The following is a 14,357-nucleotide window of genomic DNA, read 5'->3' on the forward strand; positions in this document are numbered from 1 at the left end:
CGGGCTTCAAACGGGTCCGGCGGGCACCACGGGCGGTGGCGCGGCCTCGCCGCGCAAACGCGGGTCCAGCGTGGTCGGGCCGAGCACGAAGTCGCCCCCGCCCAGCACCGAGCGCTGCACACGCACCGGGCGCGGGGGCACGGCACGCGCCAGATACGTGTCCACCCCCACCAGGCTGGCCACACCCACCATGAAAGGCCAGCTCGCGGTGGTCACGCGCACCTGCACATGGGCGGGTGCTTCCATGGCCACGATGCGCCGGATCAGGCCCAGGTCCACGTTGTCCACCTCGCGGTGCACCAGCACGGTGGCACGGTGCGCCAGGCGCCCGTAAAAATCGGCAATGTCCTGGTCTTCGGTCTCGGAGGTGGCTTCTTCGCGGTAGAGCGCCATCAGCTCGGCGCGCGCCTGGTCGCCCAGCACCAGCGTGTCGCCCACCACCGAATTGCCGCTGACCTGCAGACCCGGCAGCAGCGGGTCGTCTTCATCGGCCAGGTCCACACCGAGCAGCGTGGCGAGCAGGCGGCGCAGGCGGAAGTCTTCGATCACCACCACCTCGCCCCCGCTCACGCCACCGCCGGTGGCGACGTCGAGCGCGAGCGCCAGGCCGCGGCGCGTGCCGTGCCAGCGCGCGAGTTCGGGCGCGGCCTGCAGCCAGGCGCGCCGGCGCGCATCGGGCAGGGCCGCATCAAAGCTCAACCCGACCCAGCTGGCGAGCCAATCCAGATGTTCAGCCGGTGTGCTGGCCGGGTCGGTGAGCAGGTGCGCGTGCGCCACGCGGTCTTCGAGCTGCGTGAGCACGCCCTCCACATTGGCCAGGCTGCGCGCCAGGAAATCGGCCGGTGTTGCCTGCGGCCGGTACACGCCGATGGCGTGGCCATCGAGCAGCAGGCGCCAGCAACGCGCGCTGCCGCCATCCTTCAGCAGCCAGCTGCGTCCGGTGTGCTCCACCACCACCTGTGCGCCGTCGCTCACCGCGATGCCACCGGTGGCCAGGCGCAGCAGCAGCTCGACATCGGGCGTTCCTCCGCGGTTCAGCCCGTCGGCGTGGCCCTCGTCGATGCTGTCCAGCCGCTCGCCGGGCAACTGCGCCGCATCGCCAAACAGGGTCTCGCGGTAGATGCGCGGCAGGTACTGCTCGGCGTAGTTGAAGCGGCTGGCCCAGGCGCGCAACGCCACCACCTCGGGGCTGGCGCGGCCGTCACCGTGCAGGCTCAGGCGAACCCACAAGTAGCGCCCGTTGAGCGAACGCGCGGCGGTGCGCGCGTTCTGCACCAGCACGGAAAAGAGGCCACGCAATCCACGCTGCGGCGTCCAGGGCGCCAGGCCCGGGTGGGCCGGCAGCTCGGAGGGCGTGCGCTCCCACACCGCGTGCGGCACGTGCGGCCCGGACGCGCCGGGGTCGATGGCGCGCACGTCGCGGCCGAAGGCGTGGGGATGCCAGGCGTCCAGCCGCTCGGCAGCGGGCGGCTGTGGGTCGTTGGTGGCGGCCAGCCACACCACCACGCCGCAGGCCGGGGGAATGCTGGCCTCCATGAACACGCGGTGCCAGGTGGTGGCGGGTGTGCCGCTGTCGATGAGTTGCGCGCGCAACTGCCCACCCTCGGTGGTGAAGCTGGCCGCCGTGCCACTGCGCGCGAGGTTGGGCAAGGCCAGCGGCCACAGCGGCTCGGCCGCGTCTTCGCGCACCGGGTAGTGCGCCACGCCGTCGACGCGGTGCACAAACGGTGCCTCGCGCTGGTCGCTCGCGAGCGGAAACACCTCGCCAAGCGCGGGCAGCTCACCTTCTGACGTATCGTCGATCGCAAACGCGGGCGCGTCAACCCGGCCCGGCATGCGCAGCGCGATGCGTGCGCCATCGATCCAGGTGAGCGCGTGTGCATGCAGCGCGCCGCGCAGCAGGCGCATCGGGCCGGGCGTGCGGGTCGCTTCATCCCAGAGCCGCACCCAGGCCTGGCCCGCGGTGTTCCAGCCCATGAGCAGCAAGCCGCCGTCGGCATGGCACGCCAGCGCGAGCGGCTCGGCCACACCGCTCCCCCCGTCGTGCACCACCGTCATCGCGGGTGTTCTGCAGTTCTCGGGATCGGGGCGGAACACGCCAGGCGCATAGGCGTCGGTGGCCGGTGTCTGGCTGGGCAGCGGGTAGCCTTTCAAACGCGCCAGCCGCCCGCTGCCGCGTTCCAGCACCCACACACCGCCCTGCGGGTGCGCGGCCAGGCGCCAGGGCGCAAAGCCGGGCTCAGTCACCTCCACGGCGGCCCAGCGCTGGCGCAAGTCGTGCATGAGCACGCGCCCGGGCAGGGCCACGTAGAGCACGCCGTCGCTGGCCACGCAGAGGTCGGTGGGCACGGCGTCCAGGGGGAGTGCAATGGCGGCCTCGGGCAGGTGGCCGCTGCGCACCACGATGGCCTGGCTGGGCGCGTGCCAGCTGCACACCACCCCTTGCGCATCGAGCGCGCGCGGCACTTCGTTCAGTGCCAGCAGCGCCGCAACGCGGCTGGCCTCGGCATCGGCAGGCGCCTCCAGCGCGCGCTCGGACGCCAGACACAGCGCACTGCAGGCCGCGTGCCAGCGCACATGACCACCGCCCTGCCCCAGCGAGGGCCAGTGGGTGGGCGCCTGCAGCGACCAGAAGCGGGAGCCGTTGGCATCCATCAACACAACTCCGGAACGACGGGCACGGCCACGGCATTGGCCTGCGCAAACGGGTTGGGCAGCGCGCGCAGATTCGTCGGCGCTTCCGCGCCTTCGACCACCACGATGGACAACAACTCGGGCAACTGCCAGCGCAGCAGGTTCAACGTCTGCTGGGCGCCGGCCTGGTTGCGCGGCAGCAGCGCCCAGTCTTCCTGGCCGGCGGCACCCTGGCGCGCAAACAGCTGCAGGCCGGTGACCTCGGCCACACCGGCCACGCGCGAGACCTCCACCTCCAGTTCGCGCTCGCGCACCGATCGGCCGAGCGCCCAGCCCTCGCCCTCCAGCCCGCCGGGCGCCAGCGGCCAGAGCAGGCGGCGCAGCGCTTCGCGCACCTCATACAGCAGCTTGTCGCGCGCAAAACCCTCGCGCAGGCGCAGCGCCACCGACAGGCCCAGCGGCACGTATTCGCAGCCAATCACGTACAGCTCGGTGGCCAACGGCACCCGCGCCGAGAGGTGGGCGTGCACACGTTCGATGAAGGGCCGGTCTGGCCGTGGGTTGGGTGCCGGGGCCAGCGCGGCGGACGGCAGCACCACCACGCTGACCACACCGGGCACATGGAAGCGCCGGTCGCGCGGCTTGAAGCGCGGCATCACTTCCACGCGGCCCACATCGGCCACGGGCGTCTCCAGCGCGAGGCGCTTGAAGTCGTCGGCGGTGACCGCGCGCTGCTGGTGGCGCAGCGTGGCCGGTATGCGACGCTCGGCCTGGGGCAGCGTCTCGGCGTCTTCGCCACCGTCCATGGCCAGGGGCTGGTACACCTTCATGGCGGGGGCGCGCTGGCCGTTGATAAGCGTGGCGGCGATCTCGCTCAGGCTGCCGGGCGCGAGGTTGCCCGCGCGCCCGCCGCCAAAGCGCCCGCGCGCCAGGCGCACGCGCATGAGCCGCTCGGGGATGCGCCCGCGCACGCCGTCGCCGAAACGCACGGTGCCGGCTTCGGCATCGAGTTCAAACGCACCGGCCTCGCGCGCCGTGAGGGCATCGGCGCTGATCGCGGCCAGGTCGTCCACGCGCCGCCACGGCTGAAACCCGCGCCCGCCGGGCTCTTCCACCTCGATCACCAGCGTCTCGCCGTCCACCGAACCGGCGGGCAAGGCAAAGCTCTGGTCGGCCGCGCCGCTGCTGGTGCCGAGCACCTGACCTTGCAGCGTCACGCGCTGGTCGACCTCGGCCGCGTTGATGCCCAGCCAGGTCAAGGGCAGGCGCTGCACCTGGCTGCCCGGGCGCGGGCGCACGCGCAGCCAGGCCACCAGACGGGCCGCGCGGGCTGCGTCGTCCAGCCGGGGCGGCGCATCACCCACACCGGCCAGCGGGTTCACGCCCACCTGGTTGGAAGGCACCCAGATGTCGTCCTGGCCGGGCAGCGGCAGGCGGAGCAGGCCGGGGCGCGTGAAGCCGCGGGAGGTGTCGCTGCCGGGCAGCGGCTCCAGCGTGAGGTAGTCCAGCGCCTGCGTGCCGGGCTGGCGCGTGACCATCTCCCAGATCACCGGCACCTCGGCCAGCGGGCCCACCTCTTCAAACAGGGCGGGCAAGGGCAGCGCCGGCACGATGCCCAGCGAGAGCAGCGAGGGCACGCCGGTGTCGCCGCCGCCAAGCGCGGCGCGCACGCTGTCGTTCACGTCCACTTGCTCCAGCGGGCCGGGCGCGGCGGGTGCAAGCAAGGCGATCCACAAGGCGCGGTCGGTCGAACGCTCGAACACGTCGAAGCCACCGGTCTCGGCGCGCCCCTCGCCAAACACCGCGAGCGTTTCGTAGCCCTGCACCGCGCCGCTGATGCGGTGCACGCGCGAGAGCCCGCTGATCACATCGGCCATGCGCGCCGCTTCGGCGTCGCTCAGGCGTCGCTTGATGTAGGTCTCGCCGGTGACCGGCAGCACGGTGGTCTCACCCAGGGTCTCAAAGGGTTGAGCACCCTTGAGCCGCGCGCCGGGCAGCAGCGAGCTGGCGCGCAGATCGGCCAGCGGCTGCGCATACGACAGGCCCACGATGCCGCCCGCCGGTTGTGCGGGGCGCAATGCCTGGCCGAGCAGCTTGAGGAACACCAGGCGCTGGCGCTCGGGGATGAGGTTGGCGCGGTAGAGCAGCGCGTCGCCCAGCCACGCGAAGAGCTCGATCAGCGTGCGCCCGGGGTCGCCCTGGCGCGGGTTGGTCCACTCGGGTGTGTGCGCGGGAATGCGCGCGATCAGGTCTTCGACCAAGTCGTCGAAGCGGCGGTCATCGAGGCTGGGAGGAACAATGGGCATCTAGGTCTCCAGCTGGACGTTCACGTTCATGCGGCCCGGCGCACCCGTGCGCGCCAGCCGGTACTGGATCTCCACCCGCAGGTGGCTGGGGGCATCGGGCACATCCCACACCTCCACCGCATCGAGCAGGATGCGCGGCTCCCAGCGCGTGAGCGAGCCCTGCACCAGATCGCGGATGCGTCGGCGCGTGGCCAGCGTGTTGGGCTCGTGCAGCAAACGGTCCAGCCCGCCGCCGAATTCGGGCCGCATGAGCTGCTCGCCGGGGCGCGTGCTCAGCACGATGCGGATGCCGTCGCGCACGCTCTTCTCCAGCGAGGGCCAGCCGAGCTGGCCGTGCTCGTCGGGCAGGCCAAGCCAGGGGAAACCGATGGGGGCTGATGCCGGATTCATCACTCGCCCTTCTTCGGATAAGGGATGCAGATCTTGATGAACGCCATCCACTTGAAGATCAGGTCGAACAGGCTCAGGAAGATGCTCAGCACGATGAAGGCGCACAGCGTGATGACGGGCAAGCTGAAGCTGCAGATCCAGCCGATGGTGATGCCGCCGTCGGCTGGCTTCTTGCCCTCCATCAGGTCCTTGGGGTTGCCACTGAGCAGGTTCTGCAGCGCCGGCGGCACGGTGAAGGACACGTTGGGCTTGAGCGAGCGCAGCAGGCCGGGTTCGGTGATGTCGGGCAGGCTGATGCGCACCGGCGGCGCGCCCGAGCCTTCGAACCACGGCGCGATCACGAAGGGCTCGGTGGCTTCGCTCCAGACGATGCGCGCGGGGCAACCGCACTCGGGCTTCAGGCGCACGAAGGCGCGCACCACGTACTGTGCCGCCGGATCGTCGAAGCGGCCCGGCGCCGGATTGAGTTGCGCAAACCGCTCGGCCACCGCGCGCGAGAGCGCCAGCCGCAAGGCCTGCGCCTCGTGGCTGGGCAAGGCGGGCCAGCGCGCGGGCATCTCGGGCCGTGCAGCCTGCTCGTCGCGCTGCACCAGCACCGGCACCGCCTGGCGCAGGAAGGCTTCGGCGTTCACCGTGCGCGCCACCGTTTCGCCATCGCGCAGCTTCAAGGGCAAAGCGATGGCCGCGAGTTGCTGGCGCAGCGCCTGGCTGGCGGTCGAGGTGCCGGCGAAGGCGTTGAACTCACCATCGAGCTGACGCAGCAGCCGCAGCAAGCGCTGCATGCCGGTGCGAGCCCCACCGCCCGGGCGCAGCTGGTTCCAGTGGTCGATGGACACCCCGGTGGGCCGCACGGTGGTGGCGAGCTCTGCAGCCTCGGTCCAGGCCGGGTTGAGGCTCTCGCCATCGAGGGGAAAGTCCATGGCCTCACCGCGCAGGGCCTGCACCAGGTGGTTGCGGAAATCGGTGCTCTCCGGCCCGAAGGTGTTGGCCTCGTCGAACACCGGCGCGGTCTCGGCCAGCTCGCCGCTCACCGTGGGCACCAGGCCGTAGTACAGCGTCTTGCCCGCGGCCTTGCAGACCTCGGGCGGCGCCACGAACATGGGCACCACGTGTTCATCGAGCAGCGTGTCCTCGCGCTGCAGGGCCAGTTGCACCAGCTCGTGGTCGATGTCGGCCACACCGGTCTGGCCGCTGTGCAGCCGCAGCTGACTGGCCGGATCACGCGCGGTGCCACCGATGCGCTGCACCGGCAGCCAGCCGCGCAGGCGTCCGCGCGAACGCATCCAGCCCTCTTCCGCGGCACCACCCGCGCGACGCACGCGGCGAACCACGAGACCCGCCGACGCCACGCGGGCGGGGTCCACACGCGGTGTGCCCGGTGTGTCGCACCAAGCCTCCAGCACGGCCAGGTGGTGTTGGCGCTGGATGGGCTGGAACAGCTTGAGCACCTGGCGCGGGGTGCGCGCCGCGGCGCGCGAGGCCAGCAACTTCGCGCGGCCCTCGACGGTGGTGATCTCGTCCAGCACAGCATCGATGAAGTCGCCATCGGCGCGTTGCAACAAGAGCGGCGCACCACCCGAGGCGACGCCACGCGGCGAGCCCAGGGCCACGTCGTGTGGAATTTGTTGCGTCAGCGTGCGGGCCATGGCGTCACCAGACGTTCCCGGCGCCCGGGGTGTAGCTCGTGGAGACAACCGCATTGGTGATCAGCGTCTGGCACTTCACGATGCCCGAGAAGTCGGACATGGCCGCGTCCACCTTGACCATGCCCGCGCTCACCTCCACCTGCGCGGCCGTCACCTTCACCTTCGCCGCGGCTTCCACCGTGATGCCTGCCGTGTCCATCACCACGCGGTTGCCGTTGGCGTCTGCTAGCGTGATCGAACCCGGCCCGTCCTGCAGCGTGACGGTCTGGCCGCCGGGCGTCTCCAGCGTCAGGGTTTCCTGCCCGTCCTCGTCGAGGATGGTGATGGCCACGCCGTTCTTCGACTTCAGCCGTTTGGTGCGGTGCTGCCCATCGGCCAGGTCGGCGGGTGATGGCGAGTTGCCGTTCCACAGCCCGCCGATGATCAGCGGGTGGCGCGCATCGCCGTTCATGAAGATCACGAGCACCTCGTCGTCCACATCGGGCAGGAAGAAGAAGCCCCGGTCGTTGCCCGCGAACGGCGCCACCACGCGCGCCCACAGCGGTGCGTCCTGGTCGGTCACGCCGTCGTGCGCGAGCAGGCGCACCTGCACGCGGTTGCGGCGCTCGGGGTCGTCGAGCGAGACCACCAGCGCCAGCGCGCCGGCCTGCAGCCAGCCTGCCGGCCGCTCCAGCAGCGCATCACGTTTCATGCGCCCTCCCCGAGGAACGCGCACTCGCCGCTGAACTCGGTGCGGTAGCCCGAGCTCAGGTCGAAGAGGTGCGAGGCGGCGCACACGAAGTAGCGGTTGTCGAACTGCGGCGAGAGGCCCGTGACCGCCACCGTGGTGCCCACGCGGATGGCCGGGTTGCCTTCGCTCAAGCCTTCGATGCGCACGAAGCGGCGCGCGCGCTGGTCGTGAGCGGCCTGGGCCACCGCCTGGGCTTCGGCATCGCTGCTCACCGCCAGGTGGCCGATGTGTTCATGGCGTGGGCCGAAGGTCTCATCGAGCCACGACGACCCACCGCGCCCGCTGCCCGGCCCGCTGTGCGTGATCTGCGTGGCCTCATGGCTCACCGCGCTGCCGTCCACCGGGTTCCAGCCCGCCGCGCTGGTGGCGGTGACCTGTTGCGACAGGTCGGCGATCACGCGGGCGCGCATGAGCTGGCCAAACAGCGCGAGCTCCACCTCGCCACGCGCCACGTCACCGCGCGGCGCCACCTGCAGCTCGTCACCCACGATCTGCAGGTCGGCGTCGAAGCGCGCGAGCAGCCGACGCAGAAAGGCGAGATCACTCTCGTTGATCTGCGCCCAGGTCCCGGTCGGGCTGGTGAGGCCGGTGATGGCGGGCCGCAGGTTGAGCGCGCCGGCCACTTCGCGCACCACGTCGGCGGGGGACATGTCGTTGTAGACCTTGCTGCGCCGGGCCAGACGCGCGGCCTGCAGCGCGTCTTCGGCGAGCACCGTGATCTCGGGTGCGCCGCCCATGCTGAACAACAACTCGATGGCACTGACCTTGCCGCGAAATACCTCCACCGGGGCTTGCACGTCCCCCGCGTACACCGCGAGTTCGGCGCCCAGCTTCAGCCCGGACTGCGCACCAAAGGCCTGCTCGGTGCCGCCCGCCGTGGTGCCCACCCAGTTGGACAGGCGCAGCTCCAGTCGGCTCATGCCGCCTTCGCTCTCGTCCATGCGCATGGCGACCAGCAGGTTGGACAAGCGCACGTCGGCCTGACCACCGAGCCGCAGCGTGGGACGCGCGCTGTAGAGGGCTTGTCGGCTGAGGGCGGCTTCGGTCATGGCGTTGACGTGTTGATGGCGCTCAGTCGGTCTGCAGGCGCCAGTCGCGTTCGGCGCGCAGGTCCAGCGCTCGCTGCAACGCCTCCAGCTGGCGCGGGTCGTCGGGTGAGGTGGCTTCGCTCGCCTGCGCGGTGGGTGGGGTGGGCCGATCGGCGGGCACCTCGGCGGTGACTTCTTCGAAGGTGATGGGCATGTGTGTCTCCCCGGGTCGTTCAGTCAAAAGCGATGCGGGCCTGCAGGTCGGCGGCGGCACCCACGTCGGTACCCAGGCTGCCCGCGCCCGAACCGCGCGCCATGCCGCCCGGTGCGAAGCCGGTGGCGCCGGTGCGCGATTGCGCCGAGGGCAGCAGGGCCTGTGCGTTGGGCAGTGATGCGCCGCCACCCGCGCCGGTGCGCAGGCCGGCAAAGGCGGCTCCGGCCGTGGCGCCGACACCGATGCCCACACCGGCTCCAGCGCCCACCGACAGCGACGCCGAGGCAAACGCCGCCGGCGCTCCGAGCGACACATTCGCATCGACCAGCAGCGAGGCACTGCCGCCAAAGCGCAAACTGGCCGAGGCGTTGGCACTCGCCACGGCCCGCGCGGCGCGCGGATCGCCGCCGGCCGCGGCCACGCCCGACGGGCCGACCCCGCCTGGGACCTCCATGGACGATGCACCGCCTGTGCGATCGGCCGACGATGCCGGCGCGCTGGCACTTTCGAAGTTGGGGGCGTCGCTGGAGAGCGTGAGGTTGATGCCCGCGCGCAGCGGCACACCGTCGTGCGAAAACAGGTCCAGCGTTTCCTTGTACTGCTCCACCGTGCCCACGAAGCGGTAGGCGCCCCAGCTGAACTCCACGCGCGGCGGGGTCTTCTCGTTCTCGCCGCCGAAGGGTTTGAGCATCTGCGCCATCTTGTCGGTGGTGCCACGCACGTCTTCACCGCCCCGCACCTCGCCGCCCAGGTTTTCAGCGGTGGTGTCGAACACCAGGTCCATGGTGAGCTTGGCCACGGTGGCGCTCACGTATTGGCGGCTGCCCGCGCCCTGGCCCGCGGGGCCGAGCGTGTTCGACACGGTGTACTGCAGCGAGGCCGGGTTGAAGTGCACCTTCACCACGGTCTCGGGCGCCGGACTCAGCGTCTTGAACTCGGCGACGGCGATGGTTCGTTCGGTCATGCTCAGGCCTTGGGGAAACCGAGGGTGAGGCCCTCGTGCGCCAGGTGCAGCTCTTCCACCGCCACCTCGGTGGCGCGGGCATTGAGGTCGGCGGCTTTGAACTTCACCGGCATGCAGCGCGCGAGCGACCAGGTCATCACCTTGGTGCCGGCACCATCGAGCATGTCGATGTCCACGTCCATGCGCGCGGCGTAGTCGCCGCCCGAAACCAGCGCGAACCACTTCCAGAGGTGGCGGTTGTCGGTCATGCCGCGCTTGAGGATCACGGTGGCGTGCGTCACCTGGCCGGCGCGTTGGAATGCGCCGTGGTTGACACCGCCGCTGCGGATCACCTTGGGCTCCATGGTGGCCTCCAAGCCCGTGCATTCGGCAAAGGCGCCCTTGCACATCTCCACCTCGTTGCCTTGGCCCGTGCCCGCGCCCGACTGGCGAAACCGCACCTGGAAACGAAACGGAATGAGCGGCGCCGAGGACGGCCGTGCGCCCGCACCGATACCGATCGACACCTGGGCCGAGGCGCTGGCGGAGAACTCTGCGCCGATGGCCATCACGCAGCCTCCCGCACGCTGGCCTGGCCCACGCCGGCCGCAGCCAGCGCCAGCACCACGGTGATGCGCTCGATGCTGTGCGCCGGCAGCACGGTGATCTCGGTCACGAGACGCCCGTTGTCCAGGTCGTGCTGCGTCATGGTGCTGCGGTCGCAGCGCACGCTGAACGCGTCTTCGGGTGTGGCGCCGGCCAGCGCGCCCACGCGCCAGAAGCCCTTGAGCAGTTCTTCAAAGCTGCGCTCCAGCCGCGCCCAGGTCTCGGGGCCGTTGCCGTCGAACAGCACACTCTGGCCGCGCAGGCGCGCCGCGCGCAGCAGCGTGGCCATGAGGCGGCTCACACCGCCGCTGCGCCAGGCCGCATCGGCCGTGGTGGTCACGTCCGACTGCAGCGCCCAACCGCCGGCCTGCTGGGTGAAGAGGCACACGCGCTCGGCCAGCCGCGCACTGGGTGATTGCGGGCCGGCGCCCCAGCCGGGCAGCGGCTCGGCGCTGTGCAGGTCGCGCAGACCCGGCATGGAGTGCTCCCCCGCCACGCTGGCGTGGGTGCCGCGCGCCAGCGCACTGCGGGCGATCAGGCCGGCGAGCGCGCCATCCGGCGGCTCCAGGCCTTCAGGCAGGTCAAGCGCTGCGCGCGTGGCCAGCCACGGGTAGGCCAGTTGCACAAAGGCGCTGGCGATCGACAGGCCACTCGCGTCCACGCTGCCTTCGGCCTCCAGCACACCGCTGCGCCGCAGAAACGCCAGCATGTCGCTGTGCGCGTGCACGCCGCCGTCGCTCACCGGCCGGCGCGCATCTTCACGCGGCAGGGGCAGCGCGCCCACGAACAACATCTCGCGCTGGTGCCGCGCGAGAAACGCCCGCACGCTGGCCACCGCCACGCGCCAGGGCCCGTAGCCCGGGCCGTCCAGGCGTGGTGCGTGCAGGGCGCGCAGGCCCGCGTCGCGCGGCAAGGGCGGTTCGTCGGGGCTGCACTCCACAAAGCCTTCTGGGGGCGGCTGCAACGGCACGGCCACCGATGGCGCCAGGGGTTCGGTGGCGCACGCGTCGGGCACATCGGGCAGGCACAACACGCTGGCTTCGGAGAGGCCCACCACATGGCCGATGCCGCGCCAGGTGCGTGGGTCCATGGGCTCGAACACCTCGCCCACCTGATCGCGTTCACTGAAACCGGGAATCAGCCGGCTCAGACGCGCACGGCGTTTGGCTGCGCGGTTGGAGGCCGACTCCAGAAACGGCCACGGGTCGCCCACGCGCACGACCACCGCGCGCTGGCCACCGCGCGCAAAGAAACTGCGCACGGCCGCACCGAGGTAGGTGGCGCAGTGCGCCGGTTCACCGCTCACCGCATCGGGTGCGCGGCCCAAAGGCCGTTCATCCCAGGCAAAGAGGCGGTCGAACAAGGCCCAGCTGTCGATCACCACCGGCACGTTGTCCAGCGCTTCCAGCACGTCCGGCCCCTTGCGCCAGGGGCCGTGCACCCAGCCCGCGTCGATGAGCTGGCGGCGCACCGACATGGGCAGCGGCTGCTCGCGCCGGCGCGCCACGAAGCCCACGAAACACGCCACGTCGGCGCGCTCGGGTGCGGTGCGCAGGGCGGGTGCGGCGGTTTCAAAAAGCAGGCTCATGACTCAGGCCCTCGGTCGGTCAGGCGGTGATTTCGAGCGCTTCAGCGGAGAGTGCGATCTCTTCCATCGCCACGTCTCCCCCGCCCTTGCCCGCCAGCGTGGGCCCGGTGTATTTCATCGGGATCACGCCGCGCAGCACCCAGGTCTGCACAGGGGTGTGGGCCTCATCGAGCAGCGTGATGGTCACGTTGCGCTGCGCGGCCGGGCCCTGCGTGCGGGTCTGGCTGATCCAGTCGAACAGCGTCTTGCTGTTGAGGATGCCGCGCTTCAAGGTCACGTCGGACACCTTGTGGATGCCGGCGACCTTGCGCACGTGGTTCTCGCGGTCGTTGCCGTTGCGGTACTCGGCCACGGTGACTTCGGTGCCGATGCCGCTGACATCGGAAAAGCCGCCGAAGATCTCGCCGCCGTCGAAGTTGACGAGGTAGTTGAAGGCGCCGTAGGGCGTGGTGCGGTTGGCCATGGTTCAGCTCCTGAGGGTGGGTTTCACTCGCGGGCGTCGGCCGTTTTCTGGCCGATGCGGAAGATCACGAACTCGGCCGGCTTGATGATGGCCACGCCGATCAGGCAGATGAGGCGGCCGTTGTCCAGATCGTTCTGCGTCATGGTGCTGCGGTCGCAACGCACGAAGAAGGCTTCGTCGGGCGTGGTGCCGAGCAGCGCGCCGCTGCGCCACTCGTTGTAGAGAAAGTCGGCCACGGTCTGGCGGATGTTGGCCCACAGGCGCTCGCCATTGGGCTCGAACACGGCCCACTGGGTGCTGCGGTCGATGGACGCTTCGAGGTAGTTGAAGTAACGCCGGTCGCTGACGTATTTCCACTCCGGGTCGCTGGAGACCAGGCGCGCGCCCCACACGCGGTTGCCGCGCCCGCTGAAGAAGCGCAGGCAGTTCACGCCAGCCGGGTTGAGCAGCTCCTGCTGCGCGAAGTTCACGTCGATCTCGAAGCGCAAGGCGCCACGCACCACCTCGTTGGCCGGCGCCTTGTGCACGCCGCGCTGCACGTCGTTGCGCGCGTAGATGCCACTCATGAAACCCGAGGGTGGCAGCGCGATCTCTTTCGGAATGTCTTCGCGGCCCGGGCGCGCCAGCGGGTTGGACACCACCACCCACGGGAAGTACATGGCCGCGTACTTGGAATCGAACAAACCCCGGTAGGTGCGCGCGGTGGTGGGCAGCAGTTCGGGCGGTGTGTCGAGCACGGCGATGCGGTAGGCGCGCCGGCCTTCGGCGTGTGCGATCAACGCGCTGGCGATGGCCTGCGGGTTGTCTTCATCATCCACGCCGTACGCCGAACTGCCGGGCGCGGCGACGATGGACACATCTTCGAGCGAAGCGATCTCGGAGAGCGCGAGCGCGTAGTCGGCCGGCGTGGGCTCAGCGCCGTCGGCACCGCCGGCGAGGGTCCAGACCCGCTCGGGCTGGCCGGCGGCGTTGTTGGTCGCGCCATTGAACAGACCCGCGTGCAACTCCGACGGCGACACGGCCGCGCCCACATTAATGGCATACAGGCTTTGCAGGTGGTCGCTGCGCCGCGAGGGTGTGGCCGACATCACGTGGCCGATCCAGCGCGGGTGCGTGTTGGTCAGGCCCATGTCATCAAAGCTCAGGCTGTTGCCGTCGCCGTCGATGGTCTGCACCGAGACGGTGAGCAGTTGCGGTGTGCCGGCGAGCACGTCGGCCTGCGTGACCGCATCTCCCGCGAGGTTGGCCGCTGGCCGCCAGGTGTTGCCCACGCGCACCAGCAAGGCTCCGCTGCCCGCGACGGTGTCGCGCACCAGGCTGCCGGGTGGCGCGTTGGTCAGCGTGGTTTCCGACGCCGGTGTGGCGGCCTCGCGCACCACCACGCGCCCGCCGCCCGCCGCGCCGGGAAAGCGCGCGACGAATCCCACACCCTCGTCGGTGCCGGCAACCACCTCGGCCGTGGCCACCGCCGCGTCGGCCCCCACCACGCGCGAGACATACAGCCGGGAGCCACCTTCGTTGAAGAACGCCCGCACCGCATGCGCCAGGTAGTTGGTGCCCGGCACGCCGGTGCCCAGTGACAGGTCGGCGAAGCCTCCGTAGATGCGCTCGAAATCACCAAAGCTGGTGAGCAGCTCGGGCGACTCGGGGGTGTCGTCATCCACCCGGTAAGGCCCCTTGCGGGTGGGCCCGACAAACGCGGTGGTGCTGGTGCCCACCCCTTCGATGCTCTTGGCGCGGAAACTGGTTTCTTCGACGTAAACGCCTGGCGCGAGGTATTCAGGCATGGTGGTTCTCCTTGTGAAGTGC

Annotated in this window: 12 protein-coding genes; all 12 read right to left on the bottom strand. The window is 70.7% G+C overall.

Annotated features, from left to right (window positions below; genetic code table 11):
- Positions 1 to 6: 6 nt before the first annotated feature.
- Genes IV113_RS13330 through IV113_RS13385 form a run of 12 tightly spaced genes read right to left on the bottom strand, consistent with a single transcriptional unit; the run spans position 7 to position 14,335 of the window.
- The gene (locus tag IV113_RS13330; RefSeq protein ID WP_291085771.1) at positions 7 to 2,655 is read right to left on the bottom strand and encodes a phage tail protein; all 2,649 of its coding nucleotides are present in this window, start codon (positions 2,653 to 2,655) and stop codon (positions 7 to 9) included.
- Positions 2,655 to 4,940, bottom strand: a complete 2,286-nt coding sequence (locus tag IV113_RS13335; protein WP_291085774.1) for a putative baseplate assembly protein — start codon at positions 4,938 to 4,940, stop codon at positions 2,655 to 2,657. The genes IV113_RS13330 and IV113_RS13335 overlap by 1 nt, the downstream gene beginning before the upstream one ends.
- The gene (locus IV113_RS13340) at positions 4,941 to 5,330 is read right to left on the bottom strand and encodes a GPW/gp25 family protein (RefSeq protein WP_291085777.1); all 390 of its coding nucleotides are present in this window, start codon (positions 5,328 to 5,330) and stop codon (positions 4,941 to 4,943) included. It abuts the gene before it with no gap.
- Positions 5,330 to 6,976, bottom strand: coding sequence for a hypothetical protein (locus IV113_RS13345; protein WP_291085780.1), 1,647 nt, complete (start codon positions 6,974 to 6,976; stop codon positions 5,330 to 5,332). Before IV113_RS13345 ends, IV113_RS13340 begins: the two co-directional genes overlap by 1 nt.
- Before the next feature lie 4 nt (positions 6,977 to 6,980).
- Entirely contained in the window at positions 6,981 to 7,667 is a 687-nt protein-coding gene (locus IV113_RS13350; RefSeq protein ID WP_291085783.1) for a phage baseplate assembly protein V, read from the bottom strand.
- Complete coding sequence (locus IV113_RS13355; RefSeq protein WP_291085786.1) at positions 7,664 to 8,755, bottom strand: contractile injection system protein, VgrG/Pvc8 family; 1,092 nt, start codon at positions 8,753 to 8,755, stop codon at positions 7,664 to 7,666. Before IV113_RS13355 ends, IV113_RS13350 begins: the two co-directional genes overlap by 4 nt.
- Positions 8,756 to 8,777: 22 nt before the next feature.
- Positions 8,778 to 8,948: a hypothetical protein gene (locus IV113_RS13360; RefSeq protein ID WP_291085789.1), complete on the bottom strand. Its 171-nt coding sequence runs from the start codon at positions 8,946 to 8,948 to the stop codon at positions 8,778 to 8,780.
- A 19-nt stretch (positions 8,949 to 8,967) separates the two neighbouring features.
- The gene (locus IV113_RS13365; RefSeq protein ID WP_291085792.1) at positions 8,968 to 9,912 is read right to left on the bottom strand and encodes a hypothetical protein; all 945 of its coding nucleotides are present in this window, start codon (positions 9,910 to 9,912) and stop codon (positions 8,968 to 8,970) included.
- A 2-nt stretch (positions 9,913 to 9,914) separates the two neighbouring features.
- Entirely contained in the window at positions 9,915 to 10,460 is a 546-nt protein-coding gene (locus tag IV113_RS13370; protein ID WP_291085796.1) for a phage tail protein, read from the bottom strand.
- Positions 10,460 to 12,085, bottom strand: a complete 1,626-nt coding sequence (locus tag IV113_RS13375) for a phage tail protein (RefSeq protein WP_291085799.1) — start codon at positions 12,083 to 12,085, stop codon at positions 10,460 to 10,462. Before IV113_RS13375 ends, IV113_RS13370 begins: the two co-directional genes overlap by 1 nt.
- Positions 12,086 to 12,104: 19 nt before the next feature.
- Entirely contained in the window at positions 12,105 to 12,548 is a 444-nt protein-coding gene (locus IV113_RS13380; RefSeq protein ID WP_291085802.1) for a phage tail protein, read from the bottom strand.
- Positions 12,549 to 12,571: 23 nt separating this feature from the next.
- Positions 12,572 to 14,335, bottom strand: a complete 1,764-nt coding sequence (locus tag IV113_RS13385) for a phage tail sheath subtilisin-like domain-containing protein (RefSeq protein ID WP_291085805.1) — start codon at positions 14,333 to 14,335, stop codon at positions 12,572 to 12,574.
- Between the last annotated feature and the right edge of the window lie 22 nt (positions 14,336 to 14,357).

The sequence above is a fragment of the Hydrogenophaga sp. genome (assembly GCF_018780385.1).
Lineage (GTDB): Bacteria > Pseudomonadota > Gammaproteobacteria > Burkholderiales > Burkholderiaceae_C > Hydrogenophaga.

Coding starts and splice junctions, on each gene's coding strand:
- IV113_RS13330 (WP_291085771.1), bottom strand. CDS start 2,655: ATGGATGCCAACGGCTCCCGCTTCTGGTCGCTGCAGGCGCCCACCCAC.
- IV113_RS13335 (WP_291085774.1), bottom strand. CDS start 4,940: ATGCCCATTGTTCCTCCCAGCCTCGATGACCGCCGCTTCGACGACTTG.
- IV113_RS13340 (WP_291085777.1), bottom strand. CDS start 5,330: ATGAATCCGGCATCAGCCCCCATCGGTTTCCCCTGGCTTGGCCTGCCC.
- IV113_RS13345 (WP_291085780.1), bottom strand. CDS start 6,976: ATGGCCCGCACGCTGACGCAACAAATTCCACACGACGTGGCCCTGGGC.
- IV113_RS13350 (WP_291085783.1), bottom strand. CDS start 7,667: ATGAAACGTGATGCGCTGCTGGAGCGGCCGGCAGGCTGGCTGCAGGCC.
- IV113_RS13355 (WP_291085786.1), bottom strand. CDS start 8,755: ATGACCGAAGCCGCCCTCAGCCGACAAGCCCTCTACAGCGCGCGTCCC.
- IV113_RS13360 (WP_291085789.1), bottom strand. CDS start 8,948: ATGCCCATCACCTTCGAAGAAGTCACCGCCGAGGTGCCCGCCGATCGG.
- IV113_RS13365 (WP_291085792.1), bottom strand. CDS start 9,912: ATGACCGAACGAACCATCGCCGTCGCCGAGTTCAAGACGCTGAGTCCG.
- IV113_RS13370 (WP_291085796.1), bottom strand. CDS start 10,460: ATGGCCATCGGCGCAGAGTTCTCCGCCAGCGCCTCGGCCCAGGTGTCG.
- IV113_RS13375 (WP_291085799.1), bottom strand. CDS start 12,085: ATGAGCCTGCTTTTTGAAACCGCCGCACCCGCCCTGCGCACCGCACCC.
- IV113_RS13380 (WP_291085802.1), bottom strand. CDS start 12,548: ATGGCCAACCGCACCACGCCCTACGGCGCCTTCAACTACCTCGTCAAC.
- IV113_RS13385 (WP_291085805.1), bottom strand. CDS start 14,335: ATGCCTGAATACCTCGCGCCAGGCGTTTACGTCGAAGAAACCAGTTTC.